General features: G+C 42.1%; 18 protein-coding genes. 10 read left to right on the top strand and 8 right to left on the bottom strand.

What is annotated here, in order from left to right:
- Positions 1 to 11: 11 nt before the first annotated feature.
- Positions 12 to 527, top strand: a complete 516-nt coding sequence (gene luxS, locus WAX86_RS12270; RefSeq protein ID WP_107200499.1) for an S-ribosylhomocysteine lyase — start codon at positions 12 to 14, stop codon at positions 525 to 527.
- A gap of 105 nt (positions 528 to 632) precedes the next feature.
- Here the strand turns inward: luxS and WAX86_RS12265 are convergent, their stop codons facing one another.
- On the bottom strand, positions 633 to 1,910 hold the full coding sequence (locus tag WAX86_RS12265) for an HlyC/CorC family transporter (protein ID WP_065170634.1): 1,278 nt from the start codon (positions 1,908 to 1,910) through the stop codon (positions 633 to 635).
- Positions 1,911 to 1,952: 42 nt separating this feature from the next.
- Positions 1,953 to 2,750 carry an inner membrane protein YpjD gene (locus WAX86_RS12260; protein ID WP_065170633.1) on the bottom strand — a complete coding sequence of 266 codons (798 nt, stop codon included), beginning with the start codon at positions 2,748 to 2,750 and terminating at the stop codon, positions 1,953 to 1,955.
- Positions 2,751 to 2,951: 201 nt separating this feature from the next.
- On the opposite strand from WAX86_RS12260, the gene ffh reads away from it, so the two are divergent.
- The 6 genes from ffh (at position 2,952) to WAX86_RS12230 (ending at position 7,114) form a co-directional block, all read left to right on the top strand.
- Entirely contained in the window at positions 2,952 to 4,319 is a 1,368-nt protein-coding gene (ffh, locus tag WAX86_RS12255; RefSeq protein ID WP_005297844.1) for a signal recognition particle protein, read from the top strand.
- 171 nt (positions 4,320 to 4,490) lie between these two features.
- Positions 4,491 to 4,742: a 30S ribosomal protein S16 gene (rpsP, locus tag WAX86_RS12250; RefSeq protein WP_005297846.1), complete on the top strand. Its 252-nt coding sequence runs from the start codon at positions 4,491 to 4,493 to the stop codon at positions 4,740 to 4,742.
- Between the two features lie 26 nt (positions 4,743 to 4,768).
- Positions 4,769 to 5,302, top strand: coding sequence for a ribosome maturation factor RimM (gene rimM, locus WAX86_RS12245; RefSeq protein ID WP_036763274.1), 534 nt, complete (start codon positions 4,769 to 4,771; stop codon positions 5,300 to 5,302).
- A gap of 26 nt (positions 5,303 to 5,328) precedes the next feature.
- Positions 5,329 to 6,075 (top strand): tRNA (guanosine(37)-N1)-methyltransferase TrmD, encoded by a 747-nt coding sequence (trmD, locus tag WAX86_RS12240; RefSeq protein WP_005297848.1) that lies wholly within the window; start codon positions 5,329 to 5,331, stop codon positions 6,073 to 6,075.
- Between the two features lie 36 nt (positions 6,076 to 6,111).
- On the top strand, positions 6,112 to 6,462 hold the full coding sequence (gene rplS, locus WAX86_RS12235) for a 50S ribosomal protein L19 (protein WP_005297849.1): 351 nt from the start codon (positions 6,112 to 6,114) through the stop codon (positions 6,460 to 6,462).
- Positions 6,463 to 6,637: 175 nt separating this feature from the next.
- The gene (locus WAX86_RS12230; protein ID WP_069107426.1) at positions 6,638 to 7,114 is read left to right on the top strand and encodes a glycine zipper 2TM domain-containing protein; all 477 of its coding nucleotides are present in this window, start codon (positions 6,638 to 6,640) and stop codon (positions 7,112 to 7,114) included.
- Positions 7,115 to 7,229: 115 nt separating this feature from the next.
- On the opposite strand, the gene WAX86_RS12225 is transcribed toward WAX86_RS12230, so the two are convergent.
- Entirely contained in the window at positions 7,230 to 8,708 is a 1,479-nt protein-coding gene (locus WAX86_RS12225) for a carbon starvation protein A (protein ID WP_341488863.1), read from the bottom strand.
- A 234-nt stretch (positions 8,709 to 8,942) separates the two neighbouring features.
- Between WAX86_RS12225 and WAX86_RS12220 the strand changes: the two genes are divergently transcribed.
- Positions 8,943 to 9,326: a DUF2799 domain-containing protein gene (locus WAX86_RS12220; protein WP_044174546.1), complete on the top strand. Its 384-nt coding sequence runs from the start codon at positions 8,943 to 8,945 to the stop codon at positions 9,324 to 9,326.
- A 3-nt stretch (positions 9,327 to 9,329) separates the two neighbouring features.
- Here the strand turns inward: WAX86_RS12220 and btsR are convergent, their stop codons facing one another.
- Positions 9,330 to 10,043 (bottom strand): two-component system response regulator BtsR, encoded by a 714-nt coding sequence (gene btsR / locus WAX86_RS12215; RefSeq protein ID WP_341488862.1) that lies wholly within the window; start codon positions 10,041 to 10,043, stop codon positions 9,330 to 9,332.
- Positions 10,036 to 11,742 carry a sensor histidine kinase gene (locus tag WAX86_RS12210; RefSeq protein WP_068946615.1) on the bottom strand — a complete coding sequence of 569 codons (1,707 nt, stop codon included), beginning with the start codon at positions 11,740 to 11,742 and terminating at the stop codon, positions 10,036 to 10,038. The genes btsR and WAX86_RS12210 overlap by 8 nt, the downstream gene beginning before the upstream one ends.
- Positions 11,743 to 11,942: 200 nt before the next feature.
- On the opposite strand from WAX86_RS12210, the gene WAX86_RS12205 reads away from it, so the two are divergent.
- Entirely contained in the window at positions 11,943 to 13,010 is a 1,068-nt protein-coding gene (locus WAX86_RS12205; RefSeq protein ID WP_005297854.1) for a 3-deoxy-7-phosphoheptulonate synthase, read from the top strand.
- Positions 13,011 to 13,030: 20 nt separating this feature from the next.
- The gene (tyrA, locus tag WAX86_RS12200; protein WP_005297855.1) at positions 13,031 to 14,161 is read left to right on the top strand and encodes a bifunctional chorismate mutase/prephenate dehydrogenase; all 1,131 of its coding nucleotides are present in this window, start codon (positions 13,031 to 13,033) and stop codon (positions 14,159 to 14,161) included.
- 50 nt (positions 14,162 to 14,211) lie between these two features.
- Here the strand turns inward: tyrA and pheA are convergent, their stop codons facing one another.
- The 3 genes from pheA to bamD form a co-directional block, all read right to left on the bottom strand.
- Positions 14,212 to 15,384: a prephenate dehydratase gene (gene pheA / locus WAX86_RS12195; RefSeq protein ID WP_341488861.1), complete on the bottom strand. Its 1,173-nt coding sequence runs from the start codon at positions 15,382 to 15,384 to the stop codon at positions 14,212 to 14,214.
- A gap of 77 nt (positions 15,385 to 15,461) precedes the next feature.
- Positions 15,462 to 15,821 (bottom strand): ribosome hibernation-promoting factor, HPF/YfiA family, encoded by a 360-nt coding sequence (gene hpf / locus WAX86_RS12190; protein WP_005297857.1) that lies wholly within the window; start codon positions 15,819 to 15,821, stop codon positions 15,462 to 15,464.
- Between the two features lie 404 nt (positions 15,822 to 16,225).
- Complete coding sequence (gene bamD / locus WAX86_RS12185; RefSeq protein WP_044174557.1) at positions 16,226 to 16,954, bottom strand: outer membrane protein assembly factor BamD; 729 nt, start codon at positions 16,952 to 16,954, stop codon at positions 16,226 to 16,228.
- Between the last annotated feature and the right edge of the window lie 11 nt (positions 16,955 to 16,965).

The following is a 16,965-nucleotide window of genomic DNA, read 5'->3' as shown; positions in this document are numbered from 1 at the left end:
AAGGAGATGTTATGCCACTATTAGACAGTTTTACCGTAGATCATACTAAGATGCAGGCTCCCGCCGTTCGCGTGGCAAAAACCATGCAGACCCCAAAAGGCGATACGATTACTGTGTTTGATTTACGTTTTTGTCGCCCAAATAATGAGATTTTATCTGAGCGCGGAATTCATACTCTAGAGCACTTATTTGCAGGGTTTATGCGTCAGCACCTTAATTCAGATACAGTTGAAATTATTGATATTTCACCGATGGGGTGTCGAACGGGATTTTATATGAGCCTAATTGGTGAGCCGCAAGAGACAGTTGTGGCACAGGCTTGGCTTGATGCTATGCAAGATGTGTTATCGGTGGACTCTCAAGATAAAATTCCAGAGCTTAATGAATATCAGTGTGGTACGTATGCGATGCATTCACTTGCAGAGGCACAAGCTATTGCGCAAAGTATTGTTACTGCTGGTGTGGGGGTAAATCAAAATGATGATTTGGCTCTGCCCGCTGAGATGTTAGTTCAGCTAAAAGTGTAGTTTGCGTGGGATCTCTAGATAAAACTTATTGAGAGCGCCAAAAATAAAGCCAGCTATTATCGCTGGCTTTATCGTTCTGTTTAATAGTGATGATTACCGAACCTGTTATTTGTCGTTTTTACGGCTCATTGGCAACACTTTAACTAATTTAATCATGTTGTCTGAGACTTCGACTACTTCCATTTTTTTATTACCGATACGGAAACTGATTGGACTATCGGGGATGTACTCTAAGTATTCTAGAATAAGTCCGTTTAGCGTTCTCGGTCCATCGGTAGGTAGTTTCCATTTCAGGCTCTTGTTCAGATCTCGAATATTGGCACTGCCTTCTATCAATAAGCTCCCGTCGCTTTGCGGAGTAATCTCTTCAGCTAACGTTGGTGCGATAGAAGTCGTAAATTCTCCTACAATCTCTTCAAGAATATCTTCTAAAGTAATCAATCCTTGAATATCACCATATTCGTCAACAATAAGACCAATGCGTTCTTTATTGCGTTGGAACTTGAGCAACTGGATATTAAGCGGAGTACCTTCGGGAATGAAATACACCTCATCGGCTGCGCGCAACAGGTTCTCTTTACTGAATTCGTTTTTATCTAGCATCATGCGATAAGCTTCACGGACTCGAAGCATACCAACGACTTCATCAATGGTATCGCGATATAAAACGATACGGCCGTGAGCTGAGTGACTGAGTTGGCGAGCAATGGATTTCCAGTCATCATTGATGTTAATCGCCGCGATTTCATTGCGAGGGATCATTACATCAACTACGGTGACATTCTCTAAATCCAAAATGGACAACAGCATATCTTGGTGACGGCGTGGAATAAGACTGCCTGCTTCGTTAACTACTGTTCGTAACTCTTCTGATGTAAGTGGATTACCACCGTCGTTTTTATTGCGAAGGCCAAATAAGAAGAGAAAAGATGCTGTAATACCATTAACAATCCATACCAGAGGGTAGAGTATCTTCATTAATGCGTTAAGTAAGATACTACTGGCATAAGAGATACGTTCTGGATATTGAGCGGCTAAGGTTTTTGGTGTGACTTCAGAGCATACCAGTACCACTAAAGTTAAAGCACCTGTTGCAATAGCAACTCCAGCATCACCATAGAGTCGCATACCTAAAATGGTTGCTATGGCAGAGGCAAGAATATTAACCAGATTATTACCAATTAAAATTAGGCCAATAAGGCGTTCTGGGCGAGCTAATAGTTTTTCTACTCGCTGTGCTCCTTTATGTCCTTGGTTGGCTAAGTGGCGCAGTTTGTAGCGGTTGAGCGCCATCATACCCGTCTCAGAACCTGAGAAGTAGGCTGAGAGAACGAGCATTAAAATCAATAGCGCAAATAAGACGCCAGTCGATATATCTTCCAAAAATTGTTTCCTTTAAATGACAAGCTGTAAATGGCGAGCAAATTACCCACCAATAATAATTTCTTTTACAAATCGGCTGCCAAAGTAGGCTAGTGTTAATAAAAATGCACCTACAAGGCTGATCCAAATCACACGACGACCACGCCACCCTTGGCGATAATGGCCCCAAAGCAGCACACTATAAACCAGCCATGCCAGAATAGAGAGCACGGCTTTATGTGTCTTTCCTTGGGCAAACATATCCTGTAAAAACAGCAGGCCAGTAAGTAAAGTTACGGTTAATAAACCATTACCGACTAAAATAAGCTTGAAAAGTTGCCTCTCCACCATCATTAATGGGGGAATGTTAGGATTGAGTTGTAGGCTTTTCTTACTTTTTAGTTTGTTATCTAGCCACGCCAGCTGAATTGCATATAAAGTAGCAATCATTAGGGTGGAATATGAGAACAACGCAAGAGAAATATGGAGCAATACTTGCGGATTGGCCTCTAAATGGGTAATAAAGGCACCTGGTAACAGGGTTGCCGCTGCAAGATTGATGGCAGCAAAGCTATAAACCACAGGTAAGACAAACCATATTCTCATTTTCAACATCGCAAAAGTGGTGATAATCGCAATGATCACACTGATTAACGATGCGACGTTGAGAATACTTAAGTTTTGGCCGTGAACACCTAATATGAGATCTTTTAGCAATAAGATATGTAAGGCAATCGCTAGCAATGCCGAAATAAACACAGGTCGTGTTTTGATGCCATTACTGTTGCTCAGCCCGGGAATAATAAAGACGAGGGCAGCGATATAGCAGCCAATAGCTGCAACAGCGATTAAGATATCCATAATTACTGAGAAGACTCCATAGCAAACATAGCTAGTTTTCGATGATCTGGAGTGGCAATTATACCTTGCAGACACCAGTGTCGCCAATGTAAAGCCAATAACATCCGGGATAACATGAAAGAAGACACAAAATTGCGGTATACTGTCTTCAATAATTCATATTCAATATAAAGATTTAGTTGCGTAACAAGCGAGTAGCACATGTTCGAAAATTTAACCGAGCGTCTATCGCGAACGCTGAAAAATGTCAGCGGTCGTGGTCGCCTAACAGACGATAACATCAAAGATACACTGCGCGAAGTCCGCATGGCGTTACTCGAAGCCGATGTTGCGCTTCCAGTTGTTCGTGAGTTCGTTAACCGCGTTAAAGAGCGCGCTGTTGGTACTGAAGTATCTAAAAGTTTAACCCCTGGTCAAGAGTTCATCAAAATTGTTCAAGCTGAACTTGAAGCGGTTATGGGTGAGCAAAATGAAGAGCTGAATCTTGCAAGTCAGCCGCCAGCTGTGATCTTAATGGCCGGTCTTCAAGGTGCAGGTAAAACCACCAGTGTCGGTAAGTTAAGTAAAGTATTAAAAGAGCGTAACAAGAAGAAAGTATTGGTTGTTTCTGCCGACGTTTATCGTCCAGCGGCAATCAAGCAGCTTGAAACGTTAGCGACTGATCTTGGAGTGGATTTCTTCCCTTCAACGCCAGATCAAAAGCCGGTCGATATTGCAAAAGCGGCCGTTGCTCATGCTAAGTTGAAGTTCTATGACGTTCTAATTGTCGATACAGCAGGTCGTCTGCATGTTGACAGTGAAATGATGGATGAGATCAAAGACGTTCATCAGGTGCTAAACCCAGTTGAGACTCTGTTTGTTGTCGATGCAATGACAGGTCAAGATGCGGCAAATACGGCAAAAGCATTCAACGATGCTCTACCTTTAACGGGTGTAATCCTGACTAAAGTTGATGGTGATGCTCGTGGTGGTGCGGCACTATCTGTTCGTCATATCACAGGTAAGCCAATTAAATTCTTAGGTGTGGGTGAGAAAACCGACGCCCTAGAACCTTTCCATCCAGACCGTGTTGCTTCTCGTATCTTAGGTATGGGCGATGTTCTTTCATTAATTGAAGATATCGAACGTAACGTAGATAAAGATGAAGCAGAAAAGCTGGCTAAGAAGTTTAAAGAGAAAAAAGGTTTTGATCTTGAAGACTTCCGTTCTCAGCTACAGCAGATGAAGAAAATGGGTGGCATGATGGGTATGCTTGATAAGCTACCTGGTATGTCACAACTTCCTGGTGATGTAAAAGATAAAGTTGATGATAAAATTTTTGTCCAAATGGAAGCTATCATTAACTCGATGACACCAGGTGAACGTGAGCGTCCAGATCTGATTAAGGGTTCACGTAAAAAGCGTATTGCTGCCGGTTCTGGTACTCAAGTACAAGATGTTAACCGCCTATTGAAGCAGTTCACTCAGATGCAGAAGATGATGAAAAAGATGCAAAAGGGTGGAATTAAGAATATGATGCGTCAGATGAAAGGCATGATGCCTGGTGGCGGTATGTTCCCAGGTCGTTAATACCTTAATAAATATAGATATTAAAGCTCAGATTTTATTTTATCGGCGAAAAATTAACTAAAGCGGTTGCATTCGTCGGTTTAAAGAGTAAAATTCCGGGGCTTTATTTTGGCACGGGCCCCGTTATTTTGGCGGGGCCAATTTAATTTACAGTAATGCAAAGAGGACGATATGGTAACCATTCGTTTGGCACGTCACGGCGCTAAAAAGCGTCCATTCTATCACATCGTTGTTGCTGACGCTCGCGTATCTCGCGAAGGTCGTAGCATCGAGAAACTAGGTTTCTTCAACCCACTAGCTAAGGGTCAAGAAGAAGCTCTACGTCTAGACCTAGACCGTGTTAATCACTGGGTTGGTCAAGGCGCAGCAGTATCTGACCGCGTAGCTAAGCTAATCAAAGACGCAGCTAAAGCAGCGGCTTAATTAGATTTGGGTTATAGAGAAAAGCGATGAGTACAGATAACCAAGACATTATTGTTGTCGGTAAACTGGGTGCCTCCTATGGTATCAAAGGTTGGCTCAAAGTTTTTTCCTACACCGAACAGTCGGAAAACATCTTTGCTTACTCTCCTTGGCTTATCAAAGTGAAAGGTGAGTGGCAGGCGTTCAACGTTGAATCGTGGAAACGCCATGGTCAGGGTATGGTTGTGAAGTTAGAAGGTTTGGATGTTCGTGAGGACGCTCAGATTTTTACTAACGCTGAAGTAGCCGTACAAGCCGAACAACTTCCAGCACTGTCAGATGACGAGTTCTACTGGCGTGAGCTGTATGGAATGTCTGTAGTGACTACCGAAGGTTACGACCTTGGTGTAGTTACTGAGATCCTGGAAACAGGTTCTAATGATGTTCTGGTTGTGAAAGCTAACCTGAAAGATGCTTTCGGGCAAAAGGAACGCTTAATCCCGTTCCTCGATGAGCAGGTCATCAAGTCGATTGATCGCACTGCTCAGCGGATCGAAGTTGACTGGGATCCTGGATTTTAACCTCCAGTAATCAAGTGAGGCGAACAATGTGGGTTGGTGTTATCAGCCTTTTTCCTGAGATGTTCGACTCCATTACTAACTTTGGGGTTACAGGTCAGGCAGTAAAAAAAGGCCTTTTGACTGTCGAAACATGGAATCCTCGTGATTTCACGCTCGACAAACATCGTACGGTAGATGATCGACCATACGGTGGCGGACCTGGCATGTTAATGATGGTACAGCCTCTGCGCGATGCTATTCATACAGCCAAACAGTCGGCAAAAGGTAAGGCTAAAGTGATTTATCTCTCTCCTCAGGGCCGTAAGCTCGATCAGGCTGGTGTTGAGGAACTAGCACAAAATGAGAATTTGATTCTTATTTGTGGTCGTTATGAAGGGGTAGATGAGCGCATTATCCAACAAGAGGTAGACGAAGAATGGTCTATCGGAGATTTTGTGCTAACGGGTGGTGAACTACCAGCCATGACGCTTGTTGATGCAGTTGTTCGGTTTGTTCCGGGCGTTCTGGGTGATTTTGCGTCGGCAGAAGAAGATTCTTTTGCCAATGGTTTGTTAGATTGTCCCCATTACACGCGTCCTGAAGTATTAGACGGTCAAACAGTGCCACAAGTACTGTTGTCTGGAAATCATAAGGACATTAGTCGTTGGCGACTTAAGCAGTCGCTAGGCCGGACCTGGTTAAGAAGACCGGAGCTCCTGGAAAACCTAGCTCTGACTGACGATCAGGAATTCTTGCTCGCAGAATTTATTCGCGAATATAAAGCAAGCAATTAATTTATTTAGTATCAGTTTATTCTAGGGTATTAACCAATGAGTAATATCATCAAAGCTCTTGAGCAAGAGCAAATGAAACAAGACCTACCTGCATTCGCACCAGGTGACACTGTTGTTGTTCAGGTTAAGGTAAAAGAAGGTGACCGTGAGCGTCTACAGGCGTTCGAAGGCGTTGTAATCGCTAAGCGTAACCGTGGTCTACATTCTGCATTCACTGTTCGTAAGATCTCTAACGGTGAAGGCGTTGAGCGTGCATTCCAAACTCACTCTCCAGTTGTTAACAGCATTACTGTTAAACGTCGTGGTGCAGTACGTCGTGCCAAGCTGTACTACCTACGTGACCGTTCTGGTAAAGCTGCGCGTATTCGCGAGAAGCTTGCTAAGTAATAGCGTCATTAAGACGTTTATTGAAAAAGCCCACCGTTTGGTGGGCTTTTTTTGTGCTAAATAAAAGTGAATCTATGCTGAACAGATATAAAACAGTGTAGAAAATCATTGTAATTTAGTGCGTTGAATTTATACTCTAAGCATTATGCTGATTAGTTGCTCATTGGAGGCTACTTTGAATAACAAAATGATTGCACCTCTACTTGTTGTTGCAACACTGGGGTTGGGGTTAACTGGTTGTGCTCAAAACCCTTATGGTAATGCATACAGTGTGGGTGATGCTCGTCAAGTACAAACCGTTTTAACCGGTACTATTACTAAATTGGATGCGGTAACCATTCAAGGTGATGCAGGTAATACCATCGGTACATTAGCTGGTGGTGCAATTGGTGCACTATTGGGTTCTGAAATTGGTGGTGGTACAGGTTCTGATATTGCTGCAATTGGTGGCGGTGTTGTTGGTAGTATGGTGGGTAGTAAAGCTGGACAAGCTGCGGATACTCGTCAGGGCGTAAACATTGTTATTAAACTAGATAGTGGCCGTACTATTGCTGTTGTTCAGCAAGTTGATCCAAATGTGATCTTCCGAGTTGGTGAGCGAGTTGATATTTATCAGCAAGGTTCAACAACGCGAGTAGTCCCTGCAAGTTAATCGTTAGATTGATAACGAATAAATAAAAAGACCCCCAATAATTGGTGTCCAACTATTGGGGGGCAGTTCATATGTGCTGGTTTTTTAGTTTATAACTCACTTGCGTTTAGAGCGGTTATACGGTCTCAAAACTTTCTTGTTCTTCTTTTGCATCATCAGTATTTGCAGATGCTTTGGCTCGTTTAATCACCATAAACATGGCACCAATAGCACCTGTAACTCCAAGCCCGGTTGAGACCCCCATCGGTAGACCAAAGCCTAATTGATGGTTATTTAAGATAAAGGTAATACATACGGTCGTCATAAATAACGCTGGAACTGTTGTGATCCAATGTAGCTTATTATGACGCAGTAAATATGCCGATGCAGTCCATAACATCATTACGGCAGTGACTTGGTTAGCAAAGCCAAAGTAGCGCCAGATAATACCAAAGTCTACTTGAGTTAAGATGCCTCCTAGTATAAACAGTGGGGTGGCAATTAGTAGGCGATTGCGAAGCGTTTTCTGCTCCATATTAAAGTATTCTGCTAAGATCAAACGGCTTGAGCGGAACGCAGTATCACCAGAGGTTATCGGTAAGATAACTACGCCTAAGAATGCAATCACACCACCAAATAGACCCAATAAGCCAAATGAAGCACTGTAAACGACATTACCAGGACCGCCATTGCTGACGGCATTTGACAACTCTTCTAGAGAACCAAAGAAAGAGAGCGCAATTGCACACCAAATAAGAGCAATAATACCTTCACCAATCATCGCTCCATAAAAAACAAAGCGGCCATTCTTTTCATTTTCAAGACAGCGAGCCATAAGTGGTGACTGTGTTGCATGGAAACCTGAGATAGCACCACAAGCAATAGTAATAAATAGAGCTGGCCAGAGTGGCATGTCATTCGGGTTAAGATTAGAGAACATTTGGCTTACTTCAAAATTGCCAAGTAAAGTATGTTCACTAGAAAAAGCAATTGCGGTGATAAGACCAACTGACATGAAGATCAGTAATGCGCCAAATAATGGATAGAAACGACCAATGATGGTGTCAATTGGTACAATGGTCGCAAGTACGTAATAAGCAAAGATCACCACCACCATTGAAGTCATGGTAACGTTGAAGCTGGTTTGTTCATTGATTAGGTTAGTGATCATACCAGCAGGGGCCGAAACAAAGACCACACCAACAAGCAGCAACAGTACGATAGCAAAAATGTTCATAAAATGTTTTGCACCGTTGCCAAGATAGCGTCCAGTAATTGTTGGGACAGATGCACCACCATTACGGATAGAGAGCATTCCTGAGAAATAGTCGTGTACTGCACCTGCAAAAATGCAACCTAAGACAATCCATAGCATTGCCGCTGGGCCATAAAGGGCACCCATGATTGGGCCAAAGATAGGACCCACGCCTGCAATATTGAGTAGTTGTACAAGATAGACACGTTTATTTGACATTGGTACGTAATCAACACCGTCTTGTTTTGTAAAAGCGGGTGTTTGACGTTTTTCATTAATGCCAAAGATTTTTTCAATAAATGTTCCGTAAATAAAATAGCCGCCAATCAATGCCGCTACGCAGAATAGAAACCAAGTCATTTTGTTTTCTCTCTTGTCCGTAAATAAAAAATGTAGGGAATTTCACTGCTACATCATAGATCTTTTAAGACAAGATTCAGTAACGGATAAGCTCAGTGGTTATATAGTGAGATAAGTGGTTTCTGTGGCTATTTTAGTGGTTTTAGTTTTTGTGCAGTAGCTTCAGTAAATTAGGAATTATCTAAGATATTGTCTATTAATCATTATAACTACACGATGTTTAAGGGAGATAACATGAAACGTAAGTCTTTTGCTGCGATATTAAGTGTCGGAATATTAAGTGGTTGTGTAACGCAAACCGATCTCATCAGCCAAGGTAATTATGAAAAGCTGGGCTATTACGATGGGCTAAATGGCAGTACCAGCCTAACTGAGCCACAGTTTAATCATTTGATTGATTCCGCAAAAGGAAAGCCAGTTACGACAGCTTTTGTCGACTATCAAACTGGGTATGTGCAAGGAAGAGACCAATATTGCACAACTGAGCATCTATTTGCCTTAGGAGAACAAGGTAAAGTTAATTGGGGCGTTTGTGAGTATCGTCGAGAACAAGATGGGCTCTATTTACTGAACTGGCAGCGCGGTTTTGAACGCTTTGGTAAAGAGCCCAATCTATAAGGTTTAATTGATCTGAAGACGCTCTTTGAGGGTTTTAAGGTAGCGGCGACTAACAGGTACTGAGTGGCCGCTAATGGTGATGATTTCAGCCAGATTATTTTCCAACAATCGAATTTCTCTGATCGCGGTTGGGTTGATCAGGTATTGTCGATGACAGCGCATCAGTAAACTTTTTTGCTCTAAAATTTTAAGCGAAAGCTGAGAACTGGCCTTGGTCTCTTTCGTAACAATATGAACGCCAGATAAATCGGAAAAGGCGATCTCAATTTCTTTGATATTCAATAACAAAATACGGTTATGACCACAACACGGGATCAGTTCAAGCTGCTCTTGGATCAAAGGACTGTAATCTTTGGGCTCAAGCTCTCTGGTTAAACGGGTTAATGTTTTTGTTAGACGCTGAGGCTCAACGGGTTTTAGTAGATAGTCAAAGGCATTGTCTTCAAACGCTTGCAGAGCATATTCATCATAGGCAGTAACAAAAACGATCTTTGGCATGGTTTCAGGATCGAGCATAGTCAAAAGCTCAATGCCTGATATTTGTGGCATTTCAATATCAAGAAAAACGACATCAGGTTTTAAACTATGGATCTTCTTTAGTCCGTCAATGGCATTGTGACTGCTATCGAGTACCTGAACTTGCTGACTTTCTTCGAGTAGATCGATTAGCTCTTCGCGGGAAAAAAGTTCATCATCAATGACCAGGGCTTTAAGCATTTGTCTGCTCTCCATTGCGGGTTAACGGGGCTATTATATGAGGTAAGTGGATCGTGGCTCGGGTCCATTGCTGTGGCTGACACTGCATTATTAATCCAAATTCTTGACCAAATTTATTACGTAATCTCTTATCGACAATCTTCATGCCAAGCCCAGTAGACTCATGCGTAACTTGATAGTTTCCTGCATTATCTTCGACTACTAACTCAATGTAATCTTGGGTCTCTGTTGCATAAATAGTGATCTTACCATTTTCAAGCAAGTGAGCGGTGCCATGTTTGATCGCATTTTCAACCAGTGGCTGTAGGGTAAAAGTGGGTAATTTGAGACTGAGTAGGGTATCTGGGATATCTATCTCAACATTCAGTCGATCTGAAAATCGTGCTAATTCAATTTCTAAGTAAGCCTTTACGTGGTTAAGTTCTTCTGCAAGCGTAACCTGCTCAATATCTTGTTTGAGATTAGAGCGAAAAAATTGAGATAGATGCAGTATTAACTGTCGGGCACGAGTTGGATCGCGACGAATCACTGAGCTGATGGTATTGAGGGCATTAAATAAAAAGTGTGGGTTAACTTGTGCTTGTAATAGACGGAGTTCTGCTTGGAGTAACAGAGCTTGTTGCTGGGCGTAACGACCCGTTAGTATTTGGTTAGAAAGCAGTTTTGCGATCCCTTCACCGAGTGTGACATTTACGGTTGAGAAGAGTTTGTGCTTTGGCTCATAGAGTTTTATGGTGCCCAGCACTTCGTTATTTCCCCCCAATAACGGGATCACTAAAGCCGAACCCAATTTACACTTATCATGAATCGAACAACAATACGGAATATCATAACCATCGGCATAGACCAGTTCGCTGCGATTAATCGAACGTAAGGTATGCATGGATGATATTGGCGTTCCAGGTAAATGATGATCATCTCCAATTCCAATAAAGGCTAAGATCTTTTCTCTATCAGTAATCGCAACGGCACCCACTTCAGTTTCTTCATAAACAATCCGAGCAATTTTCTTGGCACTTTGCTCATTAAAACCTTTACTCATGATGCCAACGGTTCGCTGAGCAATGGTAAGCGCTCGGCTAGAAAAAGCAGCTGAGTACTTTTCATAAATGGTTTTTCGGTCATGAATAATACTCATAAAAAGAGCTGCGCCTGCTGAATTGGCAATCACCATGGGAAGGGCGATGGCATTGACCAGTTCTAAAGCTTGATCAAAGGGTTTAGCAACTAACAAAATGATGGCCATTTGCAGCACTTCAGCAATTAAAGTAATACCAAAAACAATACTGGGCCGATAAAGTTGGTCAATGTGATTACGCCGAACATAGTAACTATGAACTAAGCCACCTAAAATGCCTTCTGCGGTGGTGGAAATAGCACAGGCTAGATCAGTAAAACCCCCAATGGAGTAACGGTGCAACCCGCCTGTTAAGCCAACAGCAAAACCTACAATCGGCCCCCCCAAAACGCCGCCCATTACCGCGCCAATGGCTCTGGTATTTGCGATAGCATCATCAATGTTGAGACCAAAATAGGTGCCTAAAATACAAAATAAAGAGAACAAGATATAGCAGGAGAAGCGTTGAGAAAGTCGTCCTGAAATGGTGGTAATGGGCATAAACAGCGGGGTTTTACTCAGTAGATAAGCGATAACTAAGTAGACGCTGAGCTGTTGTAGCAATGAAAAAATCAATTCCATGATTTCGATTAGATCCTGTTGCGATGATGAATTCACTATCACTTAGTGTAAATATATTTTTACATATGGTGTTTTTTGTTTACATTGGCTTGATTTTGGTCAAATGAGATTGGTATGTTGAATTCATCGCTAAATTGTATTTATGGCTAAATTACGTTGAAATAATAAACAAAAAGCCAGCTAGAGCACAGGGAAGTATTATGCATAAAGATCAACTTAATAATATACATATTCAAGATGAGTCGGTATTAATCACACCAACCCAGCTAAAAAGTAAGTTACCCGTTAGCGCATCAGCATTATCTTTTATTCAACAGTCCCGTCAAACCATTGCCAATATTATTCATAAAAAAGATCACCGTTTATTGGTTGTTTGTGGACCTTGTTCAATACACGATGTGGAAGCGGCAAAAGAGTATGGCAAAAAACTAAAAGCGTTAGCCGAGGAATTATCGGATCAACTGTATATTGTAATGCGAGTCTATTTTGAAAAGCCTCGAACAACAGTTGGCTGGAAAGGGCTAATCAATGATCCTTACTTAGATGGTTCGTTTGAAGTCGAAGAAGGGCTGCATATTGCGCGTCAGTTATTGATTGATTTAGTGGAAATGGGCATCCCATTAGCGACTGAAGCGTTAGATCCTATTAGTCCTCAGTATTTAGGCGATCTGTTTAGTTGGGCTGCAATTGGTGCTCGTACCACCGAATCACAAACCCATCGTGAAATGGCCAGTGGCTTATCACTTCCTGTTGGATTTAAAAATGGGACCGACGGTAGCTTAGCAACGGCTATTAATGCGATGGAAGCTGCGGCATCTGGTCATAAGTTTATGGGGATCAACCCAGATGGTCAGGTTGCACTGCTGAGCACTCAGGGAAATCCTGATGGGCATATTATTTTGCGTGGTGGTAAGCAAACTAATTATGATTCAGTATCGGTTACGGAGTGTGAACAAGAGATGATTGCTTCGGGTCTTTCACCATCCTTAATGGTAGACTGCAGTCATGCCAACTCGCGTAAAGATTTTCGTCGTCAGCCTTTGGTTGCTGAAGATGTGATTCACCAAATTCGAGAGGGGAATCGTTCCATCATAGGTTTGATGATAGAAAGTCATCTGCAAGAAGGGAATCAGAGCGCAGACCTGCCACGAGCAGATATGGTGTATGGTCAATCCATAACGGATGCCTGTATCGGCTGGCAGACAACGGAACAGCTATTGCGTCATGCTAAACAAGAGTTAGTTCCGTTTTTACAAAATCGAATTTAATAGATGGAAATAGTAAAACCATGGTTGCTGAACTGAGCAAATTAAGAGATCAAATCGATGAGGTTGATCAGCAGATGGTGGCATTATTGGCGCGTCGTCTGGCTTTAGTTGAAGAAGTGGGTCACGTTAAAAGCCAACACGGTCTGCCTATTTATGCTCCTGATCGCGAAGCGGCAATGTTAGCCTCACGTCGAGCAGAAGCTGAAAGTCAGGGTGTTCCGCCAGATCTCATTGAAGATATTTTACGTCGCACAATGCGAGAGTCGTATTCTAGTGAAAATGACTCGGGGTTTAAGTGCCTAAAACCGACACTGCGTCCTATTGTGGTTGTGGGCGGTTATGGTCAGTTAGGTGGTTTATTCTGCCGTTTGTTTGAGTTATCAGGTTATCAAGTTCGTAAGCTTGGTTCACAAGATTGGGATCGGGCTGATGAACTATTAAGTGATGCGGGTATGGTTGTGGTAACGGTGCCAATTAACCTAACTGTTGATGTTATTAGTAAATTAAATGCTTTGCCTGATGATTGTATTTTGGCTGATTTGACATCGATTAAAAGTGAACCGTTACAGGCAATGTTAGAGGTGCACTCCGGGCCTGTTTTAGGTTTACATCCGATGTTTGGTCCTGATATCTCAAGTTTAGCGAAACAGGTTATTGTGTATTGTGATGGTCGCAATCCTGAAGAGTATCAATGGCTACTGGAACAGTTTCAGATTTGGGGCGCGAGTTTAAATCGCATCAGTGCCATTGAACATGACCAAGGGATGACATTGATCCAGGCTCTACGCCACTTTACTTCATTTGTTTATGGGGTTCATTTGGCAGAAGAAGATCCAAACCTTGATCAACTACTATCGTTAAGTTCACCGATTTATCGTCTTGAATTGGCCATGGTTGGGCGTTTGTTTGCTCAGGATGCGGAACTGTATGCCGATATTATTATGTCGTCACCGCAAAACTTAGCGATGATCCAACGTTTCCACCAACGCTTTGGTGAGGCGATTGCTATGTTAGAAAATAAAGACAAGGCAATGTTTACTCAGGCATTTACTCAAGTCGATAATTGGTTTGGTGATTACGCTGAACATTTTTTATTAGAGAGCCAAGGATTGCTGCGGCAGGCGAACGATTCTACTCATAGAAAAGCATAAAGAAAAACCCGCAAATTTCGTTGAGAAGTTGCGGGTTTGTTTTATGGGGCTTAGTCGATAGTCACTTCTGTTGGCTTCACGTTTTCTGTGGCGTAGCACCCCAGTACCTTAATAAATCGAGTGACCTGACTTAACTCTTCCATTGCTTGTTGCATCATCTCTGATTTTATATTTTCTTCTACATCAACATAGAACATCTCTTCCCATGGATTTCCCATCACTGGGCGAGATTCAAGTTTGGCCATATTGATATTATGATTTTTCAAGATCAGTAAGCATTCAACTAAAGAACCTGCGCTTTGACCTGTAGACATAATAAAAGTGGTTTTTGCAGGAATTAGCGGTGTCACATCAATGGCTTTACGAGCAACCACAATAAAGCGGGTAAAATTTTGTTCTTGATTGGCGATGTGTTCGGTTAATGAGTAAAGACCATACATCTCACCACTGGTAGCGTTACCTATTGCTGCAATATTGGGCTGAGACAGTTCGGCGACAATTTTCATCGCATCGGCTGTACTTGAGCAATATTCTTGTTTGATCTCACCGAGCTGGTGGACAAATTCGCTGCACTGTTGATGGGGTTGTGGGTGAGAATAGAGCGTATCAATAGCCTCTAATTGAGTTTCGACGGCTGTTAATAAGCAATGTTCTATCGGTTGAGTAATTTCTCCAACAATCGATAAGCTAGTATGTTGCAGGAGATCGTATACCTCGTTAATCGAACCTGAACTAGTATTTTCAATTGGAAGAACACCGTAATCGGCATGGCCCAACTCAACTTCATTAATCACATCTCGAAATGAGGAGCAGCTCATCTCTAATAGTTGAGTTTGCTTACGGCTAAAATAATTTAAGCTAGCCAAGTGTGAGTATGAGCCCTTACTGCCTAAGAAGGCTATTCGTGCTGATGGCTGTGCATTTTCTGGATTGATCAACTGCTGCAAAAAGCCTTGTTGGTATAAGACAGAATCTTCAATGATGGTATGAAACAGTTGAGTCACGTATTGAGGATCGAGCTGTTTTTCTTTTCCTGTTTCGATCAGTTTAAGTAGTAAATCATGCTCTCTCGCTTTGTCTCGTACAGGTTTCGCCGTGCTTATTTTGCTTTTCGCAACTTCTAAGCTGAGTTGACGTCGTTGAGCAAGTAATTCTAGCAATTGGTTATCGATCTGGCTGACACGCAAGCGAATTTCATCAAGAGAGTAGGTCGGTTCAGTCATGGTCATTGTTCCCTGTTTCCAATACAAACAACCCCGCTCAATGGCGGGGTCATTATTAAATTCCTTTATCTATACGATTATTCTTCGAACTCTTCAGTCAGATCTACTTCTTCTTCTGCTAGTTCTGGTTTCTCACTGTGGCTTGCGCGACGAGCTGTTGGTTTATGAGCTTGCTTTTTAAGCTGACGCTCTAGTTTTTGGTATACCTCGGTGATTGCACCAAATAGGTCTTCGTGTTCAGCTGAAGCTACAAGTTGGCCGCCTGGAATTGCAGTAGTCACTTCTACTTTAAATAGCTTGTTCGGCTCTTGTCCAATTACCACATGTTTCTTAATAAATGGCACTTGGAATTTTTCTAGTTTATTAAACTTAAACTCAAAGCGCTCACGGATAGCAGGGGTAACATCAATGTTTTTGCCAGTAATTTCTAGTGTCATAAGTAACTTCCTCTATTGCTACCCTCCGTTGGGTTGAGTTCAGATTACTAAAATTAGGCTTTAATAATGTGATGTAGATCACATTTTGGTTTTTAATAAATTTAAACCGAAAATTCTGTGACTCATTCAATAATGTAGCAAAAAAGTTGATAAAAAGTTCTTGAGTTTAGATTTGATTTTGAGGCAGTATGGAGGAATCAAGATTGCTAGCGGCTGGTGCTGACTAGGGATTTTATCCGATTTAAAACAAAAGCTTGTATGAAAAATATGCAGATTTTATTCAGGCTTAACTTTCGTTTTTTTAAATAAAAATCTCAATTTAATGAGATATCTCATCTCTGATTGTTACAGATATAAAAATGGCAGTGAACTTATCACTGCCATTTTTTATTTCTTGAGAACACTTATTTGACCGGGTTTAAGTCAATGTACTTTTGTGTACGCTCGACTTCTTTTTGCATTCCCAGTTTTTCGTAAGCTTTCTTTTCTAGTAGCAGTGATTTACGAGCCGCTTCTGTATCATCGTATAGACGTTGGACTTGTTCACAGCGATTAATCGCCGCAATCCATGCGCCACGACGAATGTAGAAATCGGCAACAGCAAGATCATAGTTTGCTAGACGGTTCTTCAAGAACACCATACGAGCTTTAGCATCGGCAGAATATTCGCTATTAGGGTAGCGCTGTAATAAGACTTGGAAGTCGCGGAATGCTTGGCGAGCTGCGGTTGGATCGCGATCGCTACGGTCAACATTAAACAGATCATGCATAAAACTGCGATCTTGTGCCATATGAGTTAGGCCAAGCATGTATAATACCCAATCCGATTTTGGATTGATTGGGTTTAGGCGCATAAATCGATTTATGGTAGCCTCACTCATAGCAAGATCGTCATTTTTGTAGTATGCATAAATCAGATCCAATTGAACTTGGTCTGAATACGCACCGAATGGATAACGAGAGTCTAGAGTTTCTAGGCGTTCAATCGCTTGCGACCAGTTACCGCTTTGCAGTGATTCTTGCGCAGTAGCGTATAGTTCTGAAGGTGGTACATCCGGCACAACTTCTTCAGTGCTAGAACAGCCTGAAAGAATGGCTACGGCAAGAAGAGTCGTCAGTGTCAGGCGTTTCATTGCGGCGTCAG

The sequence above is a fragment of the Photobacterium damselae subsp. damselae genome, assembly GCF_038086725.1.
In the GTDB taxonomy this organism is placed as follows: Bacteria; Pseudomonadota; Gammaproteobacteria; order Enterobacterales; family Vibrionaceae; genus Photobacterium; species Photobacterium damselae.
Note: the sequence above shows the minus strand (reverse complement) of the source record. Positions and strands in the feature narration are given on the sequence as shown.

Excerpts from the sequence above, each read along its gene's own strand:
- WAX86_RS12210 (WP_068946615.1), bottom strand. The coding sequence starts at position 11,742 with ATGGAATTGATTTTTTCATTGCTACAACAGCTCAGCGTCTACTTAGTT.
- trmD (WP_005297848.1), top strand. The coding sequence starts at position 5,329 with ATGTGGGTTGGTGTTATCAGCCTTTTTCCTGAGATGTTCGACTCCATT.
- luxS (WP_107200499.1), top strand. The coding sequence starts at position 12 with ATGCCACTATTAGACAGTTTTACCGTAGATCATACTAAGATGCAGGCT.
- tyrA (WP_005297855.1), top strand. The coding sequence starts at position 13,031 with ATGGTTGCTGAACTGAGCAAATTAAGAGATCAAATCGATGAGGTTGAT.
- rpsP (WP_005297846.1), top strand. The coding sequence starts at position 4,491 with ATGGTAACCATTCGTTTGGCACGTCACGGCGCTAAAAAGCGTCCATTC.
- WAX86_RS12220 (WP_044174546.1), top strand. The coding sequence starts at position 8,943 with ATGAAACGTAAGTCTTTTGCTGCGATATTAAGTGTCGGAATATTAAGT.
- bamD (WP_044174557.1), bottom strand. The coding sequence starts at position 16,954 with ATGAAACGCCTGACACTGACGACTCTTCTTGCCGTAGCCATTCTTTCA.
- WAX86_RS12205 (WP_005297854.1), top strand. The coding sequence starts at position 11,943 with ATGCATAAAGATCAACTTAATAATATACATATTCAAGATGAGTCGGTA.
- pheA (WP_341488861.1), bottom strand. The coding sequence starts at position 15,384 with ATGACTGAACCGACCTACTCTCTTGATGAAATTCGCTTGCGTGTCAGC.
- WAX86_RS12260 (WP_065170633.1), bottom strand. The coding sequence starts at position 2,750 with ATGGATATCTTAATCGCTGTTGCAGCTATTGGCTGCTATATCGCTGCC.
- rplS (WP_005297849.1), top strand. The coding sequence starts at position 6,112 with ATGAGTAATATCATCAAAGCTCTTGAGCAAGAGCAAATGAAACAAGAC.
- hpf (WP_005297857.1), bottom strand. The coding sequence starts at position 15,821 with ATGACACTAGAAATTACTGGCAAAAACATTGATGTTACCCCTGCTATC.
- btsR (WP_341488862.1), bottom strand. The coding sequence starts at position 10,043 with ATGCTTAAAGCCCTGGTCATTGATGATGAACTTTTTTCCCGCGAAGAG.
- WAX86_RS12225 (WP_341488863.1), bottom strand. The coding sequence starts at position 8,708 with ATGACTTGGTTTCTATTCTGCGTAGCGGCATTGATTGGCGGCTATTTT.
- rimM (WP_036763274.1), top strand. The coding sequence starts at position 4,769 with ATGAGTACAGATAACCAAGACATTATTGTTGTCGGTAAACTGGGTGCC.
- ffh (WP_005297844.1), top strand. The coding sequence starts at position 2,952 with ATGTTCGAAAATTTAACCGAGCGTCTATCGCGAACGCTGAAAAATGTC.